This window comes from Clostridium sp. MSTE9 (genome assembly GCF_000277625.1).
Lineage (GTDB): Bacteria > Bacillota > Clostridia > Oscillospirales > Acutalibacteraceae > Faecalispora > Faecalispora jeddahensis.
In genome coordinates this window covers 15,735-40,090 of sequence record NZ_AKFU01000052.1, presented here as the reverse complement: position 1 = coordinate 40,090, position 24,356 = coordinate 15,735, and the positions used below count along the sequence as shown (strand labels likewise).

Annotated in this window: 19 protein-coding genes and 1 other annotated feature; of the genes, 9 read left to right on the top strand and 10 right to left on the bottom strand. The window is 51.7% G+C overall.

The genetic code is table 11. The features are described 5' to 3' along the window. Positions 1-145: 145 nt before the first annotated feature. Positions 146-1,090, bottom strand: a complete 945-nt coding sequence (locus HMPREF1141_RS15370) for an AEC family transporter (RefSeq protein ID WP_009066157.1) — start codon at positions 1,088-1,090, stop codon at positions 146-148. Between the two features lie 565 nt (positions 1,091-1,655). On the opposite strand from HMPREF1141_RS15370, the gene HMPREF1141_RS15365 reads away from it, so the two are divergent. Beyond that, positions 1,656-3,599 carry a methyl-accepting chemotaxis protein gene (locus tag HMPREF1141_RS15365; RefSeq protein ID WP_009066225.1) on the top strand — a complete coding sequence of 648 codons (1,944 nt, stop codon included), beginning with the start codon at positions 1,656-1,658 and terminating at the stop codon, positions 3,597-3,599. A gap of 144 nt (positions 3,600-3,743) precedes the next feature. On the opposite strand, the gene HMPREF1141_RS15360 is transcribed toward HMPREF1141_RS15365, so the two are convergent. The 6 genes from HMPREF1141_RS15360 to HMPREF1141_RS15330 form a co-directional block, all read right to left on the bottom strand. Beyond that, entirely contained in the window at positions 3,744-4,373 is a 630-nt protein-coding gene (locus tag HMPREF1141_RS15360) for an HD domain-containing phosphohydrolase (RefSeq protein ID WP_009066205.1), read from the bottom strand. An 88-nt stretch (positions 4,374-4,461) separates the two neighbouring features. Next, positions 4,462-4,974: a chemotaxis protein CheW gene (locus HMPREF1141_RS15355; protein WP_009066252.1), complete on the bottom strand. Its 513-nt coding sequence runs from the start codon at positions 4,972-4,974 to the stop codon at positions 4,462-4,464. 61 nt (positions 4,975-5,035) lie between these two features. After that, positions 5,036-6,787, bottom strand: coding sequence for a HAMP domain-containing methyl-accepting chemotaxis protein (locus tag HMPREF1141_RS15350; RefSeq protein ID WP_009066203.1), 1,752 nt, complete (start codon positions 6,785-6,787; stop codon positions 5,036-5,038). A 351-nt stretch (positions 6,788-7,138) separates the two neighbouring features. Next, positions 7,139-8,314, bottom strand: coding sequence for a site-specific integrase (locus HMPREF1141_RS15345; protein WP_009066216.1), 1,176 nt, complete (start codon positions 8,312-8,314; stop codon positions 7,139-7,141). A gap of 696 nt (positions 8,315-9,010) precedes the next feature. Further along, the gene (locus tag HMPREF1141_RS15335) at positions 9,011-10,018 is read right to left on the bottom strand and encodes a Gfo/Idh/MocA family oxidoreductase (RefSeq protein WP_009066169.1); all 1,008 of its coding nucleotides are present in this window, start codon (positions 10,016-10,018) and stop codon (positions 9,011-9,013) included. Between the two features lie 73 nt (positions 10,019-10,091). After that, on the bottom strand, positions 10,092-10,889 hold the full coding sequence (locus tag HMPREF1141_RS15330; protein WP_009066147.1) for a sugar phosphate isomerase/epimerase family protein: 798 nt from the start codon (positions 10,887-10,889) through the stop codon (positions 10,092-10,094). A 178-nt stretch (positions 10,890-11,067) separates the two neighbouring features. Between HMPREF1141_RS15330 and HMPREF1141_RS15325 the strand changes: the two genes are divergently transcribed. From HMPREF1141_RS15325 to HMPREF1141_RS15290, 8 genes are all read left to right on the top strand, one after another. Next, positions 11,068-12,213 carry a substrate-binding domain-containing protein gene (locus tag HMPREF1141_RS15325; protein WP_009066143.1) on the top strand — a complete coding sequence of 382 codons (1,146 nt, stop codon included), beginning with the start codon at positions 11,068-11,070 and terminating at the stop codon, positions 12,211-12,213. A gap of 314 nt (positions 12,214-12,527) precedes the next feature. Then, positions 12,528-13,427 (top strand): glycyl-radical enzyme activating protein, encoded by a 900-nt coding sequence (locus HMPREF1141_RS15320; protein ID WP_009066170.1) that lies wholly within the window; start codon positions 12,528-12,530, stop codon positions 13,425-13,427. Positions 13,428-13,471: 44 nt separating this feature from the next. Next, the gene (locus HMPREF1141_RS15315; protein WP_242824620.1) at positions 13,472-15,718 is read left to right on the top strand and encodes a pyruvate formate lyase family protein; all 2,247 of its coding nucleotides are present in this window, start codon (positions 13,472-13,474) and stop codon (positions 15,716-15,718) included. Then, a complete protein-coding gene (locus HMPREF1141_RS15310; RefSeq protein WP_009066223.1) occupies positions 15,715-16,452 on the top strand; it encodes a hypothetical protein in 738 nt (245 codons plus the stop codon). The genes HMPREF1141_RS15315 and HMPREF1141_RS15310 overlap by 4 nt, the downstream gene beginning before the upstream one ends. A gap of 15 nt (positions 16,453-16,467) precedes the next feature. Then, a complete protein-coding gene (locus HMPREF1141_RS15305; RefSeq protein ID WP_009066181.1) occupies positions 16,468-17,574 on the top strand; it encodes a type I phosphomannose isomerase catalytic subunit in 1,107 nt (368 codons plus the stop codon). Between the two features lie 201 nt (positions 17,575-17,775). Further along, complete coding sequence (locus HMPREF1141_RS15300) at positions 17,776-18,684, top strand: AraC family transcriptional regulator (protein WP_009066152.1); 909 nt, start codon at positions 17,776-17,778, stop codon at positions 18,682-18,684. A gap of 242 nt (positions 18,685-18,926) precedes the next feature. Continuing rightward, a complete protein-coding gene (locus HMPREF1141_RS15295) occupies positions 18,927-19,919 on the top strand; it encodes a hypothetical protein (protein WP_155863674.1) in 993 nt (330 codons plus the stop codon). After that, positions 19,916-20,734, top strand: a complete 819-nt coding sequence (locus tag HMPREF1141_RS15290) for a protein-glutamine gamma-glutamyltransferase (RefSeq protein WP_009066198.1) — start codon at positions 19,916-19,918, stop codon at positions 20,732-20,734. Before HMPREF1141_RS15295 ends, HMPREF1141_RS15290 begins: the two co-directional genes overlap by 4 nt. Before the next feature lie 93 nt (positions 20,735-20,827). On the opposite strand, the gene HMPREF1141_RS15285 is transcribed toward HMPREF1141_RS15290, so the two are convergent. From HMPREF1141_RS15285 to HMPREF1141_RS15275, 3 genes are all read right to left on the bottom strand, one after another. Continuing rightward, positions 20,828-22,912 carry a sodium-translocating pyrophosphatase gene (locus tag HMPREF1141_RS15285; RefSeq protein WP_009066118.1) on the bottom strand — a complete coding sequence of 695 codons (2,085 nt, stop codon included), beginning with the start codon at positions 22,910-22,912 and terminating at the stop codon, positions 20,828-20,830. Positions 22,913-23,176: 264 nt separating this feature from the next. Beyond that, positions 23,177-23,242, bottom strand: a sequence feature (sodium ion sensor (DUF1646 type); this cis-regulatory element may regulate processes involved in with the transportation of sodium ions). Between the two features lie 232 nt (positions 23,243-23,474). Next, positions 23,475-23,813: a four-helix bundle copper-binding protein gene (locus HMPREF1141_RS15280; RefSeq protein WP_009066149.1), complete on the bottom strand. Its 339-nt coding sequence runs from the start codon at positions 23,811-23,813 to the stop codon at positions 23,475-23,477. A 166-nt stretch (positions 23,814-23,979) separates the two neighbouring features. Then, on the bottom strand, positions 23,980-24,216 hold the full coding sequence (locus HMPREF1141_RS15275) for a hypothetical protein (RefSeq protein ID WP_035317282.1): 237 nt from the start codon (positions 24,214-24,216) through the stop codon (positions 23,980-23,982). Between the last annotated feature and the right edge of the window lie 140 nt (positions 24,217-24,356).

The window sequence follows — 24,356 nt, the reverse complement described above, 5'->3', positions numbered from 1 at the left end:
CTACATAAAAAAGTGAAGCTTTTTGAGAAAGCATTTCCGCAGCACGAGAAAAGGCCCGGAGATCAAATGTATAATTTGATCTCCGGGCCTTTTCTTTGAAGAGCCAGCCGCCTTTCAGGAAGGCGGACGGCTTAATTTGACAGCGTTAAATCAGCATCATGTAAATCGGGATGATGATCATGCTCGCAATGGTGGTAACAACCGTCGCGATTGTGGCGAATTCATAATCCGCGCCATACTGCTTTGCGATTACCCCCGTGCTGGTAACCGCGGGCATCGCGGCCTGAATGACAAACACCTTGGCCATCATGGGCGGAATCGGAATCAACAGCTCCAGCGCGATCACAACGACCGGGCAGAGCAGGAAACGTGCCAGCAGCAGAACCACAAGGTCACGGTCGAACCGCAGCTTTTTCAGCGGCGTGGAGTGAAGCACAATCCCGATGAAGAACATCGCGAGAGGAGTCGTCAGCTCGCCGATATATTTACAGCTGTCCATCACAAACCGCGGCAGCTGAATGTCCAGAAGAATCAGGATCACGGCGACCACAAACCCCGCGAGGGCCGGGTTGAAAATCCGCTTCAGCGTGCTGAAAGAGAATTTTCCCGCTTCTCTTCCCTCATCGCCGTCTTTGCTGATTTCGTAATTGCCCAGAGTCCAGAAAAAGCAGGTGTTTGCAATATAATAAATCAGAACGTACGGGGTGCTTTCCGCGCCAAACAAGGACAGATTGACCGGCAGCCCGATAAAGATCGTGTTCGAGGTGAAGAAAATGCAGCGAAAAACACCTTTTCGCTTGGGGTCTACCTTGAGCAGATTACTGACGAGAACACTGATAAAATACGACAGCACAATCGATGTGATGGGGATTATCAGTCCGCCCGAAAGCTCCTGCAGCTTCGCCTTATCGAAGTTCGACATCAGATTCCACAGCATGTAGCAGGGGAACGAAACATTCACGATAATTTTCGAAAAAATAAGACTGGTTTTTTCATCCAACCAACCAACGTGGGTCAGAAGCCAGCCCGTCATGAACATAATGATGATTGTCAGAATGCTTTCGATCGCGTGTAAAAATGTCAGTATCATGTACACAAACTTCCCGTATTGCAAATTTCAGATGACCGCTCTGCTAAGATCATAGGATGCCAGCATTTTATGGTTACCCGTAACCAAATTATAACACTGTTTTCAATAAGTGCAAGTGCGCACTTACCGCTGAATCCCTCCATCCACCCATTTTCAGCGCTTTTACGGCCCTTAAAAAAAGGTATTTAACCGTACCGCAAACGCTTTCGGCCGGAAAGAGAAGTCTCGCTGTTTTCCAGTATTTTTGCGGGCCACCACGGTTTTCAGTTAGAAAAACCGGCATATTTATTGGAAAAATTTTCCTTTAGTAACTATTGTAATTGGATTTCAGCTTTTACAGGACGACATTATTAATAGACAATCCTCTATAGTTTGATTCACTTCAAGATCGTCCAGTCTTTGCGGTCTGTTTTTCGCTGCGCTGCGTTGTCCTCCTCGCCAGGCGCCAGCCTGCCTTCGCTTGCGAAACAAAAACATCCTCGCAAATACAAGTACACCTTTCAAGCGAATCAACTATACCAAAGAAAGAAGGATTCTGAAAAAACTCGGTAAAGGAAGCTCTGGAATGCGAAAATTATCAATTACACGCAAAATCAAATCCCTGAAAACAAAACTGATCTTGAACACAATTCCTGTTGTAGTGCTGACAGCCCTTTTAAGCCTTGGCGTTGGCGTCTATTCCAGCTACCAGGGATTAACCCAAAACGTAAACAGCGATCTGAACTCGATGGGTAAGATATTGACGGAATCCATCACCTATGGTCTGGATAATATGAAGAGTTCTCTCCAATCTGCCGCGTCCTCCAACACCCTTGGGGCCCCGGGACTGACCGAACCCATCATCGCAAACATATTGGAGCAGCAGATGAGCTCTTACGGCTACCAGTCGCTGAGCCTTGTCGGCCAGGATGGAAAAATTGTGAGTTCAGACCTTGATCTAAACGGCAAAAGCGTTGCGGACCAGGAATATTTCAAGGCGGCTCTGGCCGGACAAACCTATTTTTCGGAACCAATGAAAGATATTAACGGCAACTTTTGCGTGATCGCCTGTACGCCGATGTCTAACGACAATTTCAAGGGCGTGCTGATGGCGACAATGGACGCCCATGTTTACAGCCCCTTCATTCAGAATGTTGTCGTGGGCAAAACAGGCAGTGCGTTTATCATCAATAAAGACGGCGTTTTGATCGGCAACATTGCGCCGGAAAAGGTCGACCAGCGAAAAACCGCTGAAATTTATAAATACGCCGATCTGACACAGAGCGGCATCACCATTTATTCTTACAGCACAGGGGACCGTATCTGCTACCATGCCCCCCTGCCCGGAACAGACGGCTGGTCCTTCGGCATCGTGGCGCCCATCAAGGAAATGACCTCTTCCATTGAATATACGATCATCGGCCTTTTGATTTCGTCGATTGTCTGCATTCTGCTGGGCGTTTTGTTCACCCGGTCAACGGCGAAATCCATCGCAAACCCGATTACCCTTGTCTGCCGCAGACTGGAACAGTTGGCGGAAGGCGACCTGCACTCAGACACAGTAGAGGTAGATGCACAGGATGAAACCGGTATTCTGGCCGATTCTCTAAAGAAAACAGTTTTGTCTCTGCGCAGTTATATTGCAGAAATCACACATGTTCTGCACGAGGTATCGAACGGTAATCTGCTGGTGAAAACCGAGTTAAAATACAACGGGGATTTTGTGCCGATTCAGGAGTCTCTGGAAAACATCACCTATTCGCTGCACGAGTCGATGAGCTCGATCAATCAGGCCTCAGACCAGATTGCAAGCGGTTCTGAACAGCTTGCAACCGGCGCGCAGTCTTTGGCTATGGGCTCTACGGAGCAGGCCAGCTCTATTGAAGAACTGTCTACTGCCATCTCTGAAATCGCAGAAAACGTAAAAATCAACGCACAGCACGCGGGCGATGCAAGCGAGAGAGTATTGGCGGTATGTTCGAAGATTGAAGTAAGCAACCAGTACATGAAGGATATGGTCGACTCGATGTCCAAAATCAATGATTCTTCCAACGAGATTGAAAAGATCGTGAAAACCATTGAGGATATTTCGTTCCAGACAAACATCCTTGCCCTTAATGCCTCTGTGGAAGCAGCCCGGGCAGGTTCGGCCGGCAAGGGCTTTGCGGTAGTTGCGGACGAGGTGAGAAACCTTGCAACAAAAAGTGCTCAGGCAGTAAAAGACACCGCGCTTTTAATCAATCATTCCAGAGAACAGGTGGAAAAGGGTACCGTAATTGCAGACAGCACCGAACAGGCATTGGCTGAGGTTGTGCAGAGCATTCAGGTGGTTACCGATAATGTGGAACGGATTTCTGAGGCCTCTTCTCATCAGTCGGAACAGATCGATCAGGTCACACAAAACGTAAATCAGATCTCTGGCGTGGTACAGACCAACTCGGCTACCGCGGAAGAGAGCGCGGCGGCCAGCGAGGAGCTTTCCGGGCAGGCTCAGATTCTGAAAGAGCTGGTAGAAAAATTCCAGTTATGATCCCCCACCGCCGCAAGACCTGTCTTTAGAATCATAGAAATAAAAAGTACGCCTTGATCGGGCTTTCAAAGCCGTTTCAAGGCGTACTTTTTTGCTTTCTTTAAAGGAAGAGAAAGCGCAGAATAAAACGTACCGGAAACGCGGCTATTCGCCGGAAGCGTGCATTTCATCCAGCATGCGGAGGATTTCGGCCTCATGATCCAGAAACAGGGTTACCAGCGCGGGCTCAAATTGCCGGCCGGCCCCTCTTTCCAGCTCGCTGCACGCGTAATCGTGCGAGTATGCGGATCGGTAGGCCCGGTCGCTTACCATCGCGTCATAGGAATCGCAGATCGCGGTCGCCCGGGCTACCAGGGGAATCGCTTCTCCCCTTAATCCAAAAGGATAGCCCTTTCCGTTCCACCATTCGTGATGATAAACTGCGGCATCACGGAGTAAGGGAATCAGGCCCTCGGGTATCCCGGTGATCTTCCCCCTGCGGGCCAGATCCAGCAGCTCCTGCGCGAATACGGTGTGCTGCTGGACAATGCGGTATTCGTTCGGGGTCAGAATTCCCTGCTTTGTAAGAAGGCTGGGGAGAACACACACTTTGCCGATATCGTGATAATAGGCGGCCAGACTGAAATATGGGTACATTTCATCCGCTGCGTATGCGTGCAGCCATTTTGAGAATCCCTCCATCAGCTTGCCCACATTCTCGCTATGCCGGATTTGTTCTTCAGGGAGCATATGCAGAATCTCTTCCGCGCTTAAATTCTCATAGATGATTTTCAACGATTCTCCCTCCTTAGAAGCTTCTGAGGCACTCTACCGTTCCTGCTGATGTGCGCTTATTGACTGGGAAATCGACTGGTTTCGATTCTCATCCCCGAACCGTCTGGGGCTGAACCGACAATTCAGTTTCACCGAGAATTTTCGCTGTGTGAAGCAGCAGGGCAATCCTGTCCTTTTGGGAGCCGCCCGCCAATTGGGCAATTCCGGTGAGATAAGTATCCATTTGTTCCGTATTGACCTTAGGAGGGGGAGCGATTTTATCCGGAGAAATATCGGTCACCTCATCCACCTCGTCCACGATCAATCCAAAATTGCTGTGGCCCACATGAATAATGATAATGCAGGTACGGTCATTGTACGGTATTTCTGCTTTTCCAAAGCGAAGCCGCACGTCGATCAGCAGAATCATCTGTCCGCGCAGATTGATGATACCCTTGACATAATCGGGGTAATCCGGAAGCTCCGTCATCTCCTGCAGCCCAACGATCTGAACGACGTCTGTAATTGAAACCCCAAAAAGCTGGCCGTCTGTCCAGAAGGTCAAATATCGTCCTTCTGTATCGTCTTCCCGCCTTGTGTCCCATCCAACCGGTTGTCCCATCTGTAAAACCTCCTTTTCTTTGCTATCCTCCGCTACGGGGCAGTGCCATTATTCCCTCGTCTTAGAAAGAAAACCAGGGCTCCGCTTCAGCCGCTTCGGTCTGTCGGCGCTTTTGCGTATCGAAAGAGGCGTGGCTCTGTGCGCCTGCCAGCTTGAATTTCGACACCTCTTCCTGCAGGGTTTGCGCCTGAGCCGCGAGCTCCTCGCTGGAAGCGGAGCTTTCTTCTGCGGTTGCAGCGTTGTTCTGCACCACGGCAGACACCTGCGACAGCCCCTGATTGATCTGTTCGATCGCCACCGCCTGCGCCGAGGAGGCAGCTTCTATCTCCCGGATGGTCTGATCAACCATCTGCGCTTTTTCGGACACCTCGCCCAAAGCTTTCAAGGTTTCCGCGGCGAGCCGCTCCCCTTCCGACACGGTAGCCACCGACTTTTGAATCAGGTTCGCCGTCTGCTTTGCCGCCTCCGCAGATTTTGCGGCAAGATTGCGCACCTCATCCGCGACCACGGCAAAGCCCTTTCCTGCACTGCCGGCACGGGCGGCCTCTACGGCGGCATTCAGGGCCAGGATATTCGTCTGGAAAGCGATATCCTCAACCAGCTTTGTGATTTTGGAAATCTGCTGCGAGTCTTCCCCGATTTCGTGCATGGCTCCATCCAGGCGCTGCATGTATTCGTGGCTGTCCGACATGCCTTTGACAGCCTGTTCCACATAATTGGTGGCGTTGCTCACACTGACGGCATTGTGCGAAGCCTGCTGGGCAACGCTCACAATGGAAGCATTGAGCTCTTCTACGGAAGCCGCCTGCTCCGTAGCGCCGGAGGACAGCGCCTGCGCCGCGGAGGAAACCTGCTCGGACCCGGTGTTGACCTGGTCTGCCGCCATGCTGATCATCTGCAGCGTATTGCTCAGATCGTTCTTGATCCTTTCCAGCGCCAGCCCCAAAGCATCTTCTTCGGAACGAAGCGGAACCGTCTGCGTGAAGTCGCCTTTGCTGATCACCTCTGCGGCGATCACCTGCTTGCGGATGCCCTCCAGCATTTTTGTAAACGCGGCGGCAAGCTGGCCGGTCTCATCTTTGGAATTCAGATCGCCCAGATCAACATCCACTCTACCCAGCGCGATAGAACCGGCCGCATCCACAATCCGCTCGATGGGTTTCGTAATCATGCGGGAAATCCGCAAGCCGAGAAGTCTTCCCGCAACAGCGCCCAAAACAACAAAAATGGCGAGTACAATCGTCAGCACGATCGCGGACTGGCCGTTTGAGTCGCTGGTACTCTTTGCCGAAGTCATCCGGTTTTCCACAAGCTGTTTCATATTTTGAAATAATGTGGTAGTATCATTCGTTGCCGAATGCAGTGCTGCCGCCGCAGCCTGCTGGTTGCCTGCCTGTGCCAGCTCGAACGCCTTTTCAACCGCCGGAACATACGATTCATTGAAAAGCTTTTCAACCGTATCTACCAAATCAAGGCTTGCCTGAGTAGTGATGGTCGGGCGATAAATCTCCATGTCATCCAGAAATGTCTGCATATTGTTTTTGCAGCTCTTGTTATATTCCTCGACCTTTGACGGATCATTCGATTCAATAATTGCCTCTCTCACATCGACCCGGCTTTGATAGATCGCCTCATAGGCACGAATCAGATTGTCGATCGGCGCAGTCTGTTTTTCATACAGGTAGGTGTCCATGTTGTTGATATGGATCATCCCGAAGGTTCCGATCCCGCCTACGGCAAGTATCAGCAGAATCATGGCGAGAAAGCCGATTGACAATTTGCGGGATATGCTGAAATCCTTGAATTTTTTCACGTATATCGCCTTCCTTTATTTGATTTGAGTGTTTTTTCGAGATCAGCCTTTTGTTTTCTGGATTCCTTTCATCCCTTCCAGAGAAACCTTAGCTTCTCTTTCATTGACCTCTGTTCAAATAAACGCCTTTTCTCAATTCCATTTTTCTTTTCCTTCATTTTGGCACCCCCTCAAGGTATGACTATTTTGAAAAATGTTTTTCAATCTGTTTCTCTGCTGTTATGCTGCTACTAACCGTGCAGACTTTTCCCCAGAATTCTCCTCTTTGCAGAGGATATAATAAAATTGGCTGACTGTTATGTAGTGTCGCAGTTTATCTAAGACTGTACGCCCCCCAATCAGATTGCGGGTCTACACGGCAGGTATCGCAGCCATGACGGCAGAACTGACGGCGAATGAAGAAGCTCCCATATGTGCAACATGCATTTCATTGAGTTTCTCAATCGCTTTTTTCTTTTGCTCCATGAGGGAATGCGCATAGACATTCAGCGTGATGCTGACATTGGAATGGCCCAGAATTTCGCTGAGGGTTTTAATGTCTACCCCCAGCTCCAGAGCTCTTGTTGCAAAGGTATGGCGGATCGCGTGAAATTTACGTGTTCGTATCCCCGCTTTTTTCAGCAGCTTTTTGTACAGCCTTTGATATACACGGGGATCAAAGGGCTCGGTGCTTCCCGAAAGCACATAGCAGTTTTCTATCATCGGGCCAAGGCGGTTTTCCTCCACGAGCTTCAACAGGAATGCCGGAAGAGGGATTTTTCTGCAGGAGGTTCTGCTTTTCGGGGTACCTACATAGAGCTGCGTTTTATTTCCGTCCGGCTCAAAATTCCGGATGCGTGCTACGGACCGGGAAATAGACATTGTACCGGCTTCAAAATCAATATCGCCCCACTGCAAGGCGCACAGCTCGCCAAGGCGGATACCGGTGTAAAAGCAAAGAATGATCCCCAGTGCTCTTTGATCGGCTGAGGACTGTACTGCATACTCGATCAGCCGCTGTTCTTTCATGGAGAAAACCGGTATTTCTGTGCAGGGCTTTACTTTGGGAAGTGTGACCGCTTCAATGAAAGGCGTGTATTCGGGCGATTTTTTCGAGATTTCCCGCAGGGCTGTTTTGAAAATGGACAGAATTTTTTTCTGATACGACCCAGAGATGGCCCCATTCCCATGAATCGATCGGACAAATGCGGTAATCGATCTTTCTGACAACCGTGCGTTTTCAGGCAGGCTGAAATGAGGGATTACATATCCCTGCATGCAGTAATAATAGCTTTCATAAGTGGATGGTTTCAAGCGGCTGGCCGTATCGCCCGCCAGCCATTCCTCAAATAAATCTGCGGCGTTCGTTTGGACGCAGACCGGTTTCTGATTAGCAGCTTTGTTCTGCTCCTGAAGGTTCTTCATTTTTGCACGGACATCCCGGTAGGTTTTGGCGTAAAAGTATTGATACTTTCCCTGCGGGTTGATGACTCTCCCTTCCCATCGTCCGTCTTTTCGTTTGTAGATGTTTTCTCCTTTGCGTGCCATTTCCTGATGACTCCTTTCAGATGTGACGCTTGTGCTGACGGCGCATTTTTTCGTACAAACGAAAAAATCTGCGTTTTTCACTAAAATTCATCTGATTATCGTCCGCAATGATTGTTTTTTTAGCGAGATTGACAGGCGAAATCAGATCATATATAATGAAAATTGTCGTAGTGTGTCAAACTGAGGGGTCTCGGTCTTAGATAAACTGCGACTGTTTTTTGTCCATTTGAGCATTTTCAGGGAATCAAAAAAGCTGCTTGGGCAGGCATGATCTGCGGCAGAAAGTACTGTGCGATCGGCCGAAAGCAAGCTAAAGAATGATGGTGTTTTCCGTTCTGCACAATAATACAGATCAAGAAATTCCTTCCCCATTTTGCAGATTGGGAAAGAGAATCTCTTGATCTGTACTTTTACCGCCAGAAAGCCCTTCGCCGATGCACTTGAATAGACGGAGCTCTTCTGCCTCTGTCGGTATCACACAGTTTAAAAAATTGCTTTCGCTGCCCGGGCTGACCGTCTCCTTCTGTCCTATACTAGTAATCGATCGCATTGAGGGGATATTCCATGCTTTTTTCTAACTTTTGTTAACTTTTTATTCAAGCTGCCGGATGAGGGCTTTCGCACAATCGCATGAGAGGCAAAAAAAGAAAGCCGTCCCGGTTCCGTGAAGGAATCGGGACGGCTTTCTTTTGATTTTTACAAATTCACCAGGATGTTTTGATCCGCGGATTCATGGATGGCGTCGATGATTCTGGTCAGCTCATAAGTAAAGTCCAGACTGACGTCAAATTTGGTTTTTCCGTTCAGAACATCTGCGATATGGTCGTAAATCTCCTCCGGCTTGGAGAGGGTTTCCACCGTGTACTCTGTTGTGTCCACGTTAAATTCGCACCTGTAAGCATCGGGGTCCTGGTTTTCGGGGTAAGAAATCACATCCACCTGCGCTTTGGTGTCGCGCATGGTGATGGTTCCCTTCTCCCCGCGGATGATCCAGTTGGGCAGGGTATCTGTGGAAATAGTATGCTCCACGTTGACCAGCACGCCGCTCTCCGACTTCATCATGGCGAAGAACATATCCTCCATATCGCCCGGGTTGATGATCTGCTTTTTACACGAATACACCTGCCGGATGGGCTCACCAACCAGATCCATCACCCCGGCCACCAGATGCGGGCCCCAGTTGTAAAGATATCCGCCGCCGTATTCGCGGTACATCTGCCAGTCGCTGCGTTTGCCGAACGTGTACTGGCTGCGCTGTATCTCGAACACCTTGCCGATGGTACCCTTGTCGATCAGCTCTTTGAGCAGTCTTTGGTCATATGCCCAGTGCAGCTGCATCCAGGGAAGCACCACGCCGTTCTTCTGCCGGATGACCTCCATAAGTTCATCCGCCTCTTTCACATTCATGACCCATGGCTTGGTAATCAGCACGCGTTTGCCGGCGTTGACCAAGTCATTTACGATGTTAAAATGCGTACAGCTGGTGGTGAGAACGATGGCAAAATCATATTCCGCAGACTGCACAAATTCTTCATACGAGCCAAATACCCGGCACCCCTCAAAATTGCCGGCCATCGCCTGTGCGCGCTCGGGAATCAGATCATAGGTGCCCACGATCTGAAATTGCGGATTCTCCAGCAGAATGGGCAGATGCAGCGCATTGGCGGTTCTGCCGCAGCCAATGATTGCGGTTTTGATAGACATGACGATTTCCTCCCTAAAATCAATTTTCTGTTGACAGGCCGATTCAAATTCCCCTGTTTTGAATTCCCCGTTTTTATGAAAGCTGAGCCTTCAAAAGCCGGAGCGCCTTGCCCATGCTTTCCGGCCCGACACCGCCTTTTGCTTCGAAGCTGATCGTTTTGTCATATCCCTTTTCCGCCAGAATCTTTAGCACGGCGCTGACCTCTTCGCTGTAGCCGTCCTCCGGCAGGATGCGGTCTTTTTCCGCCACATGAACATGATTGAGACTCGGATAGCACTGGTACAAATACTGCGGGTCCTCCGCGTTGTAGGCCATGTGCATGGTATCCGCCAGCATGGCGACGTAGGGGGAATCCACCCTGCGCACAAGCTCCATGGCCTCCGGCAGGGTAATGATGAAGTTGCACGGGCCGCTGTAGATGGCCTCCATCACGATGAGGATGTCGTATTTGGCGCACAGCGGGATGACGCATTCCTTCAGAACCGCCGTCAGCTGCTGGTAGCCCTCTTCCTCAGAAACGCCCTCCGGCAGATTTCTGGCCGGGCAGCTGCCGAATACGATCTTCTTCGTTCCCAGCCGGTGCGCCCGCCCCATGGCGCGCTCCAGATAATCGCGGATCACTCCGTGATCCGCGTCGGGGCCGGTCAGGCGAACTCTCTCCGGGAAAAAGTTGCAGCAAACGTCGTTAGAAAGTCCGATCTCTTTCATCCCGGACACCATTTCTTCAAAGGCTTCTTCCGAAAGGGATTCGATCAGCATCAGCGGGAACTCCGCAAAATCGTACCCCGCTTTTTTGATGCGACGCAGCAAATCGTAATCCACCGCCGTTCTTGTCGCCGCCGCAAAATCCGTACAAAATCCAAACCTCATGTCTTGTGCTCCTCCCTGCTTCGTTTTTTCCGATTCTGTTTTGTGCCTTCATTATAAAATCGCCCGGATGGAAACGACAAGGCGAATTTCCCGCCGCAATAGTCACAAAAATTATCATTGACCGTTTTGTTTATCTGGTATATAATAATAAATTATCTAAAAATGGAGGGAATCCGCCTTGGAATCCAACGGTATTTTTGTGCTGGTAGAGCCCGCCTATGTCATGCCCGTATGGTTTGAAAAAGGGATTTTAGGCTTGCAGAAATCCGCCGCCAAAAAGCGCCTGCCGCTCCATTTGATCAGCCCGGAGGAGCTTTCTGACTGCCGGGGAAAAACCAAATCAGCCATTGTGGTTTCCTCCCGAAGCGACTGGACACTCGGCGTGCTTTCCCGGCTGCGGGACTGCGGGATCAAGCCGATCCTGATCGGCACGGTTCCGGAGGAATTCGGCGAAACGATCAGCGCCGTGATTTTTAATCAGAACGCCTTCATGGAAACGATCGTCTGCTATTTGTACCAGTGCGGGAGGCAAAAGCCAGCGCTGGTGGGGATCAACAGCAACTCCAGCAACGACAACACCAAATACCACACGTTTCTTTCCGTCACGGAATCCCTGAAAATGGAGGCCGGCAAAGAAGACGTGTTTTTGATCGACGACGACATTATCGGCGCCATCGAGCTGTTTTGCGAGAACAGCCAGAAGTACGACTGCGCGATCTGCCCGAACGACTACATTGCCGTCTGTCTTTTGGAGGCCGCGCGGCGGCATAAAATCAGAGTGCCGGAATCGCTTTACGTGGTCGGGATGGGCAATATGCTGGTAAGCATGTGCTCCACCCCCGCGCTGACCACATTTCAGCATAATTATTTTGAAGTTGGCGTGCAGGCGGTAAACCTTTGGGATTTGCTGGAGCACAACCCCAATCTGGACGCGATCAACATTCTTCTGCACGGGGAGTTGGTGTGCCGCGGCAGCACCGCGTATCAGAACCCGCCGCCGTATGAAAGCTTTCACAGCAGCACGGCGCGCGAGCATCCGGAGCTTTCGATCGGCAAGGTGAACCGCACCATCCGCGGGCTGGAAAACTGCCTGCTCCAGTGCGATCAGCTGGATTTTGGGATCATCCGGGAGATCATTCTCGGCAGCAGTCTGGAGGACACGGCAGAGGCCCTGTTTATTTCACAGGGTACCCTGCGCTACCGCCTGAAAAAGATGTATCAGGCCGCGGGTGTTTCCTCCCGCCAGGAGCTGGAACGAATTCTGAAACGGTACGTCACCAACCATCAGGCGTTTGACGAGCTGCTGAATGCCCCTGCCCCCTGACTTACATCTGTAAAAACATTTTCCCGCAAGTCCGCCGCGGAATCGCCGGGATGCCGCTTATCATCATAACCATTTCATTTTCTAAAAAGCCGCAGGATACGTTTTCCGTATCCTGCGGTTTTTTTGACGTTCCGAACTAAAAGCGCATTTTCCTTGCCAGATTCCCCGGATCAAACGGCCCCCGTAACCGATAAGATTTTACAAAACCCTAAAAAACGCAAATATTGAAACTCTTTTCGAAAATTTGGAAAGGGCCGATCCACTATAATCAAATCAACAAACAATCTTTTGTTGATTTGATGGAGGAATGAAATATGAAAGGGTTGGTTACAGACATCCAGCGGTTCAGCCTGAACGACGGGCCGGGCATCCGCACCACCGTTTTTTTGAAAGGCTGCAATATGCGCTGCGCGTGGTGTCATAATCCCGAAACCATCGACAGCAGGCCAGAGCTGCTTTTTTATCCGCAGAACTGTATTCACTGCTATAAATGCGTTTCCGTCTGTCCCTCCAAGGCCCATAAGCTGATTGGAGGGGAGCACCGTCTGTTCCGCGATTTGTGCATCCGGTGCGGCAAGTGCACCGCCGTCTGTTATGCGCAGGCGCTACAGATGTCTGGAAAGCTGATGTCGGTCGAAGAAATCATGCGCGAGGTGCTGCAGGATCGCGCCTATTATATCGATTCCATGGGTGGCGTTACCTTTTCCGGCGGAGAAGTGTTCTGTCAGCCGGAGTTCCTGCTCTCCCTGATGGACGCGTGCCGGAAAGAGGGAATCCATACCGCGATCGAAACGAATCTGGCCTCCCCGTTCAGCGTGATGGAACCAGTTCTGAAAAAAACGAGCCTCGTGATGTGCGACTTAAAGCTTTGGGACAGCGAGGAACACAAGCGCTGGACCGGGATCGGCAACGAACAGGTTTTGAAAAACATCCAACTGCTGGATGAGCTCGGCATCCCCTTTATCGTGCGCACCCCGCTCATCCCCGGCATTACCGACAGCGATGAAAACCTGGAGCAGATCGCGGACTTTTTACAGGGCCTGCACAATCTTCAGTATTACGAGCTTCTCAATTTTAACCCGCTGGGGAACGGAAAATACGACGCGCTCTCAAGGGAAAACCCGTTCGCCGAGCACCGGCCGCTCCCGCAGCAGCAGGTGCAGGTACTGCTGGACGCTCTTGAGCAGAAACATCTTGCGGTCAAATTTGCTTAACATCAAACAGTGGCCCGATGAAAACCCGAAGAAAGGAAGAAGATATGATGTCACAGATTCAGTTCATCAATGAATTTCCCGAAGAAGAAGTGTTCACATATGATAAGCGCATCCGCCTGTTAAAGCAGCGCAAGCTCCGCCAGACGCAGGAGAAAATAGACCGCGAGGGAGGCCTGGATGAGGACGATTACGGGCGCGTGGTTCCCCCGGAGAATGTCCATTTTGATTTTGTGCCCACCCATGAAAACGGCTCGTTTTACGGCTACAAGGGCTGGACGCTCAACTATACCCGTATTTTAAACCAGCACCCGTTATACTGCGACCCGCTGGACGCGTTCGTCGGCAGAGGCTTCTTTTTCATGACCCGCGCCAAGGGCGAGATTTGGAACCCGGATTACCCTTATACGGAGCTGAAAAAGGAATTCAGCAAGTACAACATCGTCTGCGGCATCGGCAGCGATGGGCATTTTACGCCGGATATTCAGATGGGTCTGGAGCTGGGTTGGCGCGGCATTTTGGAAAAGCTCAAAAAATGCCGCGCCGAAAACCCCGCGCCGGAAAGCCGGGAATTCTACGACAGCGAGGAGCAGATCGTGGAATGCATCATCGCGTTCCTGAAACGGATGGCAGGCGAGATTCAGGTCTTGTCGGAGCAGGAGCGCAACCCGTACCTGAAAAAGAATTTGCAGGAGATGGCGCAGGTCAACCTGAAAATCAGCGACCAGAGCCCCTCCACGATGCGGGAGGCCATTCAGTGGATGTGCTGGTTCAGCTTTTTCTCCCGCCTTTACAACCGCGGCCCCTCCGGCGGCCAGCTGGATGAGCTGCTGCGCCCGTTCTTCGAAGCGGATAGGAAAGCGGGCCGGATCACCGAGGAAGAAGCCAAGTTCTATATTGCCTGCCTGTTTTTGAACGATACCCGCTATTACCAGCTCGGCGGGCCGGATGAAAGCGGTAAGGACATGACCTCGCGCATCAGTTACCTGATTCTGGATGCCGCCGACTGGATCAACATTGCCTGCAACCTGACGGTGCGGGTGCACGACGATTCCGACGAAGAGCTGATTCGCAAGGGCGTGGAATATCTGTTCAAAAACAAAACGGGCTGGCCGCGCTTTTCCGGCGACAACAGCCTTGTCAACGGTTTTGTCAAATGTGGGTACACAAAAGAGCTGGCGCGCCGCCGCCTTGCGGGCGGGTGCCACTGGATGAGCATTCCGGGCATGGAGTACACGCTCAACGACCTGGTTAAGGTCAACACTGCCAAGGTGTTCGAGGTGGCCTATTACGATATGATGAAGCACGAGGAGGAGCCCTCGGTCGCCCTGCTGTGGGAGTATTTTGAGCGGCACCTGGGCAAGGCGGTCGCCGTTACCGCGAAGGGTATCCTGTTCCACCTGAAGTATCAGGAGAAAAATGAGCCGGAGCTGATCTGCAACCTGCTCAGCCACGGCCCCGTGGAAGAGGGCCGCGACATTACAAAGAGCGCGCGGTATTTCAACATGTGCATCGACGGTGCGGGGCTGGCCACCGTGGCGGACAGCTTTGCCGCGTGCGAGCAGCGCATCGAGAAGGAAAACAAGATCTCCTTTGAGGATTTGACGCGCCACATGCAGTTCAACTACTCCGACTTTGACGGGGAATACGTCCGCCAGATGATGCTGCACAGCGAACGCTACTGCGGCGGAGATACGGCGGGCGACGCCTGGGCAAAGCGCATCAGCAAAACTTTCTCTGACATGGTGCGGGAGCAGAGCAGGCTCTACCCCGAAATCTGCTTCATCCCCGGCTGGTTCAGCTGGTCGAACACGCTGGAATTCGGCCGCAATATCCGCGCGACGCCGAACGGCCGGCACGACGGCGAGGCGATCAGCCACGGGGCGAACCCGCATTCCGGTTTCCGCAAGGACGGTGCAGTCACGGCGATCGCCAATTCCATCGCGGCCATCCAGCCGGGCTACGGCAACACCGCCCCCTTCCAGCTCGAAGTTGATCCCGGGCTTGCAAACAGCCCGGAGGCTGTGGATAAAATGGTCAGCCTGATCCGCACGCTGCTTGAGCAGGGCAACACTCTGCTGAACATCAACATCATCGATAAGGATCAAATCCTGCAGGCACATCAAAATCCCTCTCTTTACCCCGATCTGGTCGTTCGCGTCACGGGCTTCACCGCTTTCTTCTCCATGCTGTCGCCGGAGTTCCGGCAGCTTGTGGTAGACAGGGTGCTGGCCGTCAACGCGGGATCCGAGGAAGAGCGGCAAGTGATTGAAAAGGAGACGCGAAGGAAATGAAAACATCTGATATTCAGCAGGAGATTTTAGACCTTGGCAAAACGACACAGGCGGAGCTGGCCCTGCTGCCGGAGGAGATTCCGGGGGCGCTCCCCTGCCTGCACATCCTGCAGCAGGGAAGCAGCAAAACGCTGGAAGCGACCGGGGATACCCTGCGCGTGCTATTCCTGATTCAGGGCAAACTGGAGTTTTCAAGCCGCGAGCGGCAGACGGTGTATTCCGAAAAAGCCGTTTACGCAGAGCATCCGCAGAAGGCTGTGACGATCACGGCGCTGGAGGACGCGCATGTGCTGGAAATCCGCTGGAAGCTGACGGAAAAAGAGGTTCAGGAAATGGAAAGCGCCGCCCTCCCGTTTACACAAACCTATGAGCAGGCGCAGAAATACCGCGACCCTTTCAAGAGCGAAAAAACGATCAGCCGCGCGATCGTGCCGCACCGCGTTCTGCCCCGCTTTGCCATGGGCTCGGTGGAAACGCACGGCACCGACCTGATCGGCCAGCACGCACACCCCCTGCTGGATCAATTCTTCTACAGCTTTTCGGAGAACGACTGCATTTTGCTGATCGACAGCCTGCAGCACCCCATGAAGAGCGACACCATTCTGCATATCCCGCTCGGCAGCAACCACGGGGTCTTTGTGGGAGAAACGCAGTGCGCCCATTACCTGTGGATCGATTTCATCCCGGACGAAAGCGGGCTGACTTATCTGGACGAAGTGCATAAGCCCGTATAAAGCAGGAGGATTGGCATGAAATTATCTGACAGTCTGCCGGCGCTGGCCGGCGCGCCGTTCGCGCTCGATAATCCCCGCGCCTGGCGCACCTATTTGGGCGGAAAGCTGCTGGACGCGCTGCACGGCCGGCCAGAGCAGGAGGATACGCACTTCCCGGAGGAATGGATCGCTTCCACTGTCACCGCGCGCAACGCCGGACGGGAACACATTCTCGACGAAGGGCTCAGCCACCCGGAAGAGGCCCCGCAGGTAAGCCTGCGGGAGCTGATCGAGAGTGATCCGGCGGCGTACCTGGGGGCAAAGTCCGCACAGCGCGGCGGGCAGATGGGCGTGCTCATTAAGCTGATCGATTCCAGCGAGCGGCTTTCCATTCAGGTGCATCCCAGCCGCCAGCAGGCGAAGACCCTGTTTCAGTCGGAATACGGAAAGACGGAATGCTGGCATATTCTTGGCGGCAGGGAGATCGACGGAGAAAATCCCGCGATTTACCTGGGTTTTCGACCTGGGGTCACCCGGGAATACTGGAAAGAGCTGTTCCAGCGGCAGGACATTCCGGGCATGCTCGAATGCATGCACCGTTTCGAGGTCAGCCGCGGAGATACCTTCTTGATCGAGGGCGGCACACCGCACGCCATCGGCGCGGGGTGCTTTCTGGCGGAGATTCAGGAACCGACCGACTATACCATCCGCGTGGAGCGCAGCACACCCTCCGGTTTGCTGATTGCGGACTCCATGTGCCACCAGGGCCTCGGCTTTGAAAAGATGTTCGACTGCTTTGACTTTACCGGCTATTCCTATGAGGAAACCCTGAAAAAGTGGAAGATTCCCGGCCGGGCGGAGAAAAACGGCGGCGTGCTGCGCACACAGATCATCGGCTATGCCAACACGCCCATGTTCCGCATGGATTCTCTTTTGGTTCCGTCAAACGCGCACATCCGGCAAAGCGGCGAATTTTCTGTTCTGTATGTTTTATCCGGGAGTGGCCGACTCGTCTGCGGCACGGCGGAAATCCGGCTCTACCCCGGGCGGCAGGTGTTCTTTTCGGCAGGATCCGGGGACTGCGAAATGTTTTCCGACGGCGGCGAACCGCTGGAAACCCTGCAGTGCTTCGGCCCGCTTTGAACGCTCCGCCAAATCAACGAAAAGGACAGCGATGAACTGCATCATCGCTGTCCTTTTAGAGATTTCTTTCGTAAAGCAAATTTTTATTACAGCAGCACTCTGAGTTATATTTTTCTAAAAAATGATTTTATTCTATCACTATTTACGGCGTTTATTTGGTATAATGAAAATGAAATAATCGCAGTCAGGCGGTGAGTTATCATGCGGCGATATGCTCAGTACAAAGAAAATTTCATCCGCGATTTCTCTGTGGAGCACAAGGTTACCACGCAGAGCGAAAAAATCAATTTTCATATTCACGACGTGTTTGAAATCCTCTTAAACCTGTCGGACGACATTCAGTGCATCATACAGGATCAAACCTATATTTTGCGCCCCAACACACTGCTGCTGTTCAACAACATGGACCTGCACCTTCTGCGCATGCTGCCGCAGGCCAAGCTGAATGACCGTTATGTGCTGTATTTTAAGCCGGAGCTGATTGAGCCTTTTTCCTCCGCGTCCACCAATCTGCTGGAATGCTTTTTCTTTCGCCCGTTTGCGGACGCCAATATTTTGTTTCTGAGCCCGGAAGAAGCGCAGGACATTCAGGTGCTGTTAAGCCAGCTGAATTATCAGCAGAACCATTTCGGGGAAGAGCAGAGCCAGCCGCAGGACCTGTTCGGCCAGGACTTGATGATCAAATTTCTATTCGGCCAGCTCCTGATCAAAATCAACCGCATCTATCGCGAGCAGCATCATTTGTGCAGTGATATGGACACCGGAACCTATGGCCGCATTTACGAAATCATCCAGTATATCCATAAAAATTACATGGAAAAACTGTCTCTGGATTTCCTGGCACAGAAATTTTATATCAATAAATTTTACCTGTGCGAGCTGTTCCGAAAGGTGATGGGCATGACCCCTACCCAGTATCTCATCAGCTGCCGGATTGCAAAATCGAAGGAGCTGCTTTTAAACAAGTATTCGGTGGATGATGTCTGCGCCCTCGTGGGCTACAACAGTCTGGCCCACTTCAGCCATTCCTTTAAACAGCATACGGGAAAAAGCCCAAAGCAGTATCAAACGTCTCATGAAAACAACAGCCTGTTTCCCCCACTGGAATAGTGCGGACGAAATCTGACTGCGGCAATTCTATCTTTTAGAGCGATCCCTCCACCGGCTGAGCTGGCGGGGGGATCGCTTTGTCATGGCGCCGGATCGGTTTGCGTCCTTTATTTTCGTCTTTTCCGTCTTTTTAAGAAACAAGGACACCCTGCCTTAATATGATGGTATCAGGCATTAAAATCCTGTATATTCCCGTCAGCTCTATCTGCGGACGGAAGACAACAGAAGACGGAGTTGATTTTATGAACGCAGATCATTTGAATGATTACAGCTATCTGGATCAGATCCGGATGACCGAAGGAACCGAAAAATGCAAGGGCACTTTTCTTGAGATTTTCCGGAAAGACGTCAGGCGTGCGGCCACCATGCTCAACGACGACCGGCTGATGTTCCCCAGCCTGTACATACTGCGCGAACCAATCCTGCAGCAGCGCGCTCAGAGATATTTAAACTCGCGCAATATGACTGCCTTACAGATTGCAAACCGGGTCAAAGGGCCCAAAACGCCCGGAGCCAATTCTCTGTCGCCCAAGCAGAATTCGGCGTATCCCGTTCTCAAATGGATTTTGGAAACCGGCTCTGCCGAGGAAATTCCTGAGGACGATTATGAAGAGATACTGGATGTGGCCGCATCGGTGCTGATAACGGTTCATAAAGATGCCGATATCCTGCCGCTGGTGGTTGATCTGATTTTCAAACGCAACCGGGACGGGCGCTATATCCATGACCTGGTCTGGGCGCTCTTCCGTTTCCAGGACCCGCAGATACTAAAGCTGGTCGCGCAGCGCCTTGTGTCCTCCGAACCGAAAGACGCCGAGCTGGCCGCCGAGCTTTTAAACATTGATAAAACCGATCTTCAGGCCGTGAGAGGTGACGGCAAAGGGCGGCACGAGGGCTATCTTCACTGGCTGGAAGAAAATCTGCCTTATCTGTATTTCACGCAGGAAACCTTTCAGTATACGAGCAAGCCGACGTTTTGTGCCGTAGACCTGGAACGGAAATACCTTCAAAAAGGAACCCCCTCCTACAGCAAAGAGCCGATTTCTTCGTTGGACGACGATGAAAATGAATCCATCGCGGCTTTCCAGCAGCTGAGCTTTGAGGAGAAGAAGGCTTTATCCGATTACTCGCAGAAAATCTGCAGCAAAAGCGTGCCGGCCTGGAAAGAATGGCTGCATGCGCCTGTGAAAGAGCAGATCAAGACGGCAAAGACCAGATTGGAGGGAGACGAATGATTACGGTATCCGGCTCCTCTCTTCCTCTTTCTGACATCACCGGGGAGTACCCCGAAAACAGTATCGAAAGGCAGCTTTTGGAGCAGATGTCCAAAAGCACGGAGAACTACCGGTACGACACACTGGATCAGCTCAAATTTGAGCTTTCCATGCGCAGGGAAATCGTGAACGCGGCAAAGCAGCTAAACAGCAGCGGAATGAAATTTGCCGTTTTCCATAAGTCGGAATGCAACCCGGACTATTGGGAAAGAACCAGCAACGGCGGTTTCCTTCTGAAAGACGGAGTAAAGCCCAGCGACGCGATCCGGGATATTTTTAACAACGGACGCAAGTACGGTACGGAATGCGCGACCGCCATGGTAATTGTGTATTACAAGGCTCTGCTGGAGGTTCTTCCGGAAGAGACCTTCAACCGCCTGTTTCCCTCGATCTACCTGATGAACTGGCATAAATTAGATCCCCTGCTCCGGGAAACCGGCGCGCCCAAACCCGTTGCTGATATCCTGCTGGGAGACCGGTGCTACTTCATTAATCCCGAAGTCGACCCGGAAGTCTCGGAACTGCAGGGCGAAAATGTCATCATCCTGCCGGGCGGCCTGTATTATGGGCATGGAATCGGGATCACCACCGCCGACCGGATCATCCGCATTCTGAATGCCAACCGGATAGAAGGCGCAACTCAATCAGCTCATTTCATCGAGAATTCCGCGGCCCGCCCTGACTTTAAAAAGCTGGAAAAGGCATCCCAAAGTTCCTCCTCCACACAACCCTCTGTCCTGAACTGGCGGCCTTTCCCCCAGCCGATTTCAGGCTAGATGATTCAATACGGGGTTCTCGCTATTATAGCAATAAAGAGCGGGTACTGACTTCAATGAAGTCAGTACCCCGCTCCCTTTTTATCGATTCTGTTACATCAGACCCAACAGGTTAAAGGAAAGGATCAAACCGGAGAACACGATAGAAACCGTAGAGCACAGCTTGATCAGAATATTCAAGGACGGCCCGGAGGTATCTTTAAAAGGATCACCAACCGTATCGCCTACCACGGCCGCCTTATGGCAATCGGAACCCTTGCCGCCGTGGTGTCCGGCCTCGATGTACTTTTTGGCGTTATCCCATGCGCCGCCGGCATTGGACATAAACACGGCCATCGCAAAACCGGTCACGGACACGCCGCCGAGCAGACCAACCACACCTTCCGCACCCAAAACCAATCCGGTAGCGATCGGGACAATGATGGCGAGAAGCGCGGGAGCGACCATTTCACGCAGAGCGCCTTTGGTGCAAAGGCTGACGCACGCGGCATAATCTGGCTCCGCTCTGCCTTCCATAATCCCGGCGATTTCCTTAAACTGGCGGCGTACCTCCATCACGATGGACTGCGCTGCAACCTGAACCGCACTCATTGTAAAGGCAGAGAATACGAACGCCAGCATGGCGCCGATGAACAGCCCTACAAGAACCGTAGGATTGGTCAGAGACAGGTTCATGGTGAAGCCCTTCTCCGTCACAATGTTCACGTAAGACACCAGCAAAGCCAATGCGGTCAGCGAAGCGGAACCGATGGCAAAGCCTTTTCCGGTCGCCGCAGTGGTATTCCCCAGGGAATCCAGCGCATCGGTGCGCTCACGAACCTGCTCGGGCAGACCCGCCATCTCCGCAATGCCGCCCGCGTTATCCGCCACGGGGCCATACGCGTCCGTAGCGAGGGTGATGCCGAGCGTAGAGAGCATTCCAACCGCAGAAATGCCGATTCCATACAGGCCCATGTTATAACTGACCGCTCCGCCGGCAGCAAAGAAGCTGATGATGACGGCGACAACGACAATAATGATAGATGCGGCGGTAGACCGCATTCCCAAGGACAAGCCGCCGATGATCACCGTGGCGGAGCCGGTCTCGGACGAGGCGGCCAGCTCCTGAGTCGGCTTATAGGTGTCGGAGGTATAATATTCTGTGAAGTAGCCGATGGCGCAGCCGCCGATCAGGCCGCAGAGAACGGCAACGTAAACGCCCCAATTCCCCACCGTGTAATAAGTCAGAGGAGCCGCGACAATCGCGGACAGACCGGCGGCCAGATAGGTACCGGTACGCAGCGAGGTCAGCAAAGACTTTTGGGTCGCATCTTCCTTTGTTTTGACAAAGAACGAACCGATGATCGAGCATACGATTCCGCATACCGCAAGCAGCATGGGCAGAAGCATCCCCTCAAAGCCGTAGCCGGCAGCGGCGGCCAGCGCGAACGTCGCCAAAATAGAGCCCACATAGGATTCGTACAGATCAGCGCCCATTCCGGCCACGTCGCCGACGTTATCGCCTACATTATCGGCAATTGTAGCGGGGTTGCGGGGGTCATCCTCTGGAATACCGGCCTCCACCTTGCCGACCAGGTCGGCGCCTACATCGGCTGCCTTGGTATAGATGCCGCCGCCCACACGGGCAAACAGCGCCATAAAGGAAGCGCCCATGCCGTTCATTACCATGATATTGCCCAATTGAGTGGCGTCCGTGATGCCAAAGCCATAGTGCAGCAGATGGAACCAGATGGAAACATCCAGAATCCCCAACCCCACTACGGTAAAGCCCATGACGGAACCGGAGGAAAACGCGACACGCAGGCCCTTGTTCAGGCTTTCAGAGGCGGCCTGCGCGGTACGGGCGTTGGCATTGGTCGCGATTTTCATCCCGATAAAGCCTGCCAGCATCGACCAGATACCGCCCGTTAAAAAGGCAAAGGGGGTAAATTTAGAAAGCATTTGCCCGTTGGTGCCAAAGGCCATTGCCAACAGGACAAGGAACACCACGACAAACACCTTTGCAACCGTAGAATACTGGTGCTTTAAGTAGGCGTTCGCACCTTCACGGATCGACGCGGCTATTTTTTGCATTTTCTCGGTTCCCTCAGAATAACTCATCACCCGGTTTCTTTGCAGGTAAGCAAAAAAGACAGCGAGTACAAATCCGACGAAACCAACCCAAAACATATTTTGCATGGGGGTTCACTCCTTTTCATTTTCCTTTCGAACTATGGAGAACAGAAACTCTTTACCCGACAATGAATTCAAAATCAATGAAAGGCAGCAAAATTCCCGCAACAGTCTCGAATGCTGCGGAAAGCAAAAACATTGATCTTGGAATCACTGTCACAAGAGTTATGTACACAAATTGTCAGAGCCAGCCAGCAGAAGCCCCCCCCCCTTTTCTCGTTGATGCAGACACACTGTTTTCAATACAAAAAAGGGTGGGAGCTTCTTACGAAGCCTCCACCCTAAGCTACAAATCTTGAAAACAGATATCAATACATGATGAACATCTGCCCAACCGGAATTTTTCAATATTTAATTGTGCTAATTTTACAACTTTATCCCAGGCTTGTCAACACTTATGAATAAAATGAAGGAAATCTATTTCCACTTTTCATCAATTCTTTGTAAGAAACTTCACAAATTGGTCAATCAGGAAAATGCAGATTCCCCACCCGATGAGTGATCGTTCAGAAGATAAAAAGGAACCGTCATGTGACGGTTCCTTTTTATCTGATCAGCGATTCATCATTCACATGGCCTTGCATTCCGCGGCACATTTGCGGCATTCATCGGCGCACTGCTGACAATGCTCGTCCTTAAATTGAGCGCAGCCTGCTGCGCATTCCTCGCAAACCGTGGCGCACAGCTGGCACATCTCTTTTGCGTGCTTTGCATTCATGGTCATCAGGCAGGCTGCTTCCTGGCAGAAACCTGCACATTCCAACATCATGCCGATATGATTCGTTCTTTGTGCCACATCCGGCTCCTGCAGGCAAAGGACCGCGCATTCATGGCACGCCTGAAAGCAGCGAAGGCAGGCGTCGATACATTTCTGATAATTGTTAAGGGGTTTTCCCACAATACTCATAGACAGACATCTCCTTTTGGAATCATTGATGCTGATAGTGTTCACGTATGACGTTGTATTATGTGTATCAATCGCTTTCTGTCAGCAATATGCCCCAGGGGGGTGGGGAGATTCCTTAGAAAACACAGCTTATCCTTCTTCGGCTAAAAAAACAGGCAAGCAGAAGTTAAACCTCTGCCTGCCCGTTTCTGACTCTCAGTCCCAATTCCGTGATCATGTATTGATCTTCTCCGGCCTGCCCTTCTCTGATTTTAGAGATGACATGTTTTTCAAGAAGCTCCTGAATGTTCTCTTCACTCACTTTGTGAACAACAGGGCTTTTCTTGGATAAAATGAGATTGTGTCCCGTTGCTTCCCCGACTTCAAACAAATTTAAGAGTCTCCCGATTTCTCTGTTTGTCATAGCATCACATCCTATATTAAAATTTCACCCTTTGCATGAACTTCTGATCAGCCATTATTATTGCCTGTCGGTTTTTGAATATGCAAGTTTTGACTGGCCGAATCATACAGCCGCGTGGCAGAGCGCCGCTGATCCTGTAA